This is a genomic window from Bradyrhizobium canariense (genome assembly GCF_019402665.1).
Classification (GTDB): Bacteria; Pseudomonadota; Alphaproteobacteria; order Rhizobiales; family Xanthobacteraceae; genus Bradyrhizobium; species Bradyrhizobium canariense.
Window position 1 is genome coordinate 1 of the sequence record NZ_VSST01000146.1, and the last position, 1,040, is coordinate 1,040.

The 1,040-nt window shown below is 61.3% G+C and carries 1 protein-coding gene; it reads left to right on the forward strand.

All coding sequences use genetic code 11. The features are described 5' to 3' along the window. The first annotated feature begins 230 nt into the window (after positions 1 to 230). Positions 231 to 776: a cupin domain-containing protein gene (locus FXB41_RS40375; protein WP_219685721.1), complete on the forward strand. Its 546-nt coding sequence runs from the start codon at positions 231 to 233 to the stop codon at positions 774 to 776. Positions 777 to 1,040 lie beyond the last annotated feature (264 nt).

A 1,040-nucleotide genomic window follows, 5' to 3' on the forward strand; every position in this document is an offset into this window, starting at 1 on the left:
CGCGATTTTGACGTATCGATTCCGACAAAGACCTCGGTATGATGACCCACGACTCGCCCTCCTTGTTTGAGGCTCTACCCGGTCCATCCGGGCAACCCTCGTCGCAACATCGAGGGTGAGTCGCCTCATTTTGTGGGGGGACATACAGTCTAGCGGACATCCGGCCTCGAAAAAGACACCGCTTGTGATGGTAAGGTGCCTCTCCTCAAAATCATGGAAACGAGGTCGAGATGACCGACACCTCTCCTGCGAATGCTCCGTCTGCTTCCTCGATCCCCGCAGACGATCCTGGTCGCTGCCTGACGGTAGCCGATCCTGACGGCGCCGGCGTGCCGCATATCTCGGTGGCGGGCGGCACTTACACGATCCTGGTGTCGGGCGCGCAGACCGCGGGACGCTATTGCTTGGTCGATATGCTGGTGCCCGCCGGCGGTGGCCCCCCGCCGCATCGCCATGACTTCGAGGAAATGTTCTCGCTGCTCGAAGGCGAACTCGAGTTCACTTTTCGCGGAAAGTCGCACACCGTACGCGCGGGATCGACCGTCAACGTTCCGGCGAACGCCCCGCACGCGTTTAAGAACCTGTCCGGCAAGACGGCTCGCATGCTCTGCATGTGTACGCCGGCAGGACAGGATGAATTCTTTCTGGCGGTCGGTTTCCCCGTCGAAGGCCGCACATCGCCGCCGCCGAAGCCGACCCCGGAAGAGATGGCCGAGAAGGGAAAACTGATCGCGGCCCTGCTGCCGAAATATCGCACCGAGATCGTCAAGATGTGAGGCACATCCGCCTGACTGACAGCCAAGAATGGAGGCGGCCGCCGCAGAGTCGAGGCGGCCGTTCCTTTTCGCCGGTGATCGCTTGTGGCCCATCGCGATGGCTGGCACACGGCGGCGACGTGTCCGAAGCGAAAGGTAGAGCGGAAGTCGTCCCACTCGGCGGCCGACCGCCGCCTTTGACCCGAAGAAGAACGACGTCCGGAATCCCCTTGGTTGAAAATGTGCTATCATGCCTCTTGGGATAGCGTTTGCTGTCCCGGAAAT

Excerpts from the sequence above, each read along its gene's own strand:
- FXB41_RS40375 (WP_219685721.1), top strand. The coding sequence starts at position 231 with ATGACCGACACCTCTCCTGCGAATGCTCCGTCTGCTTCCTCGATCCCC.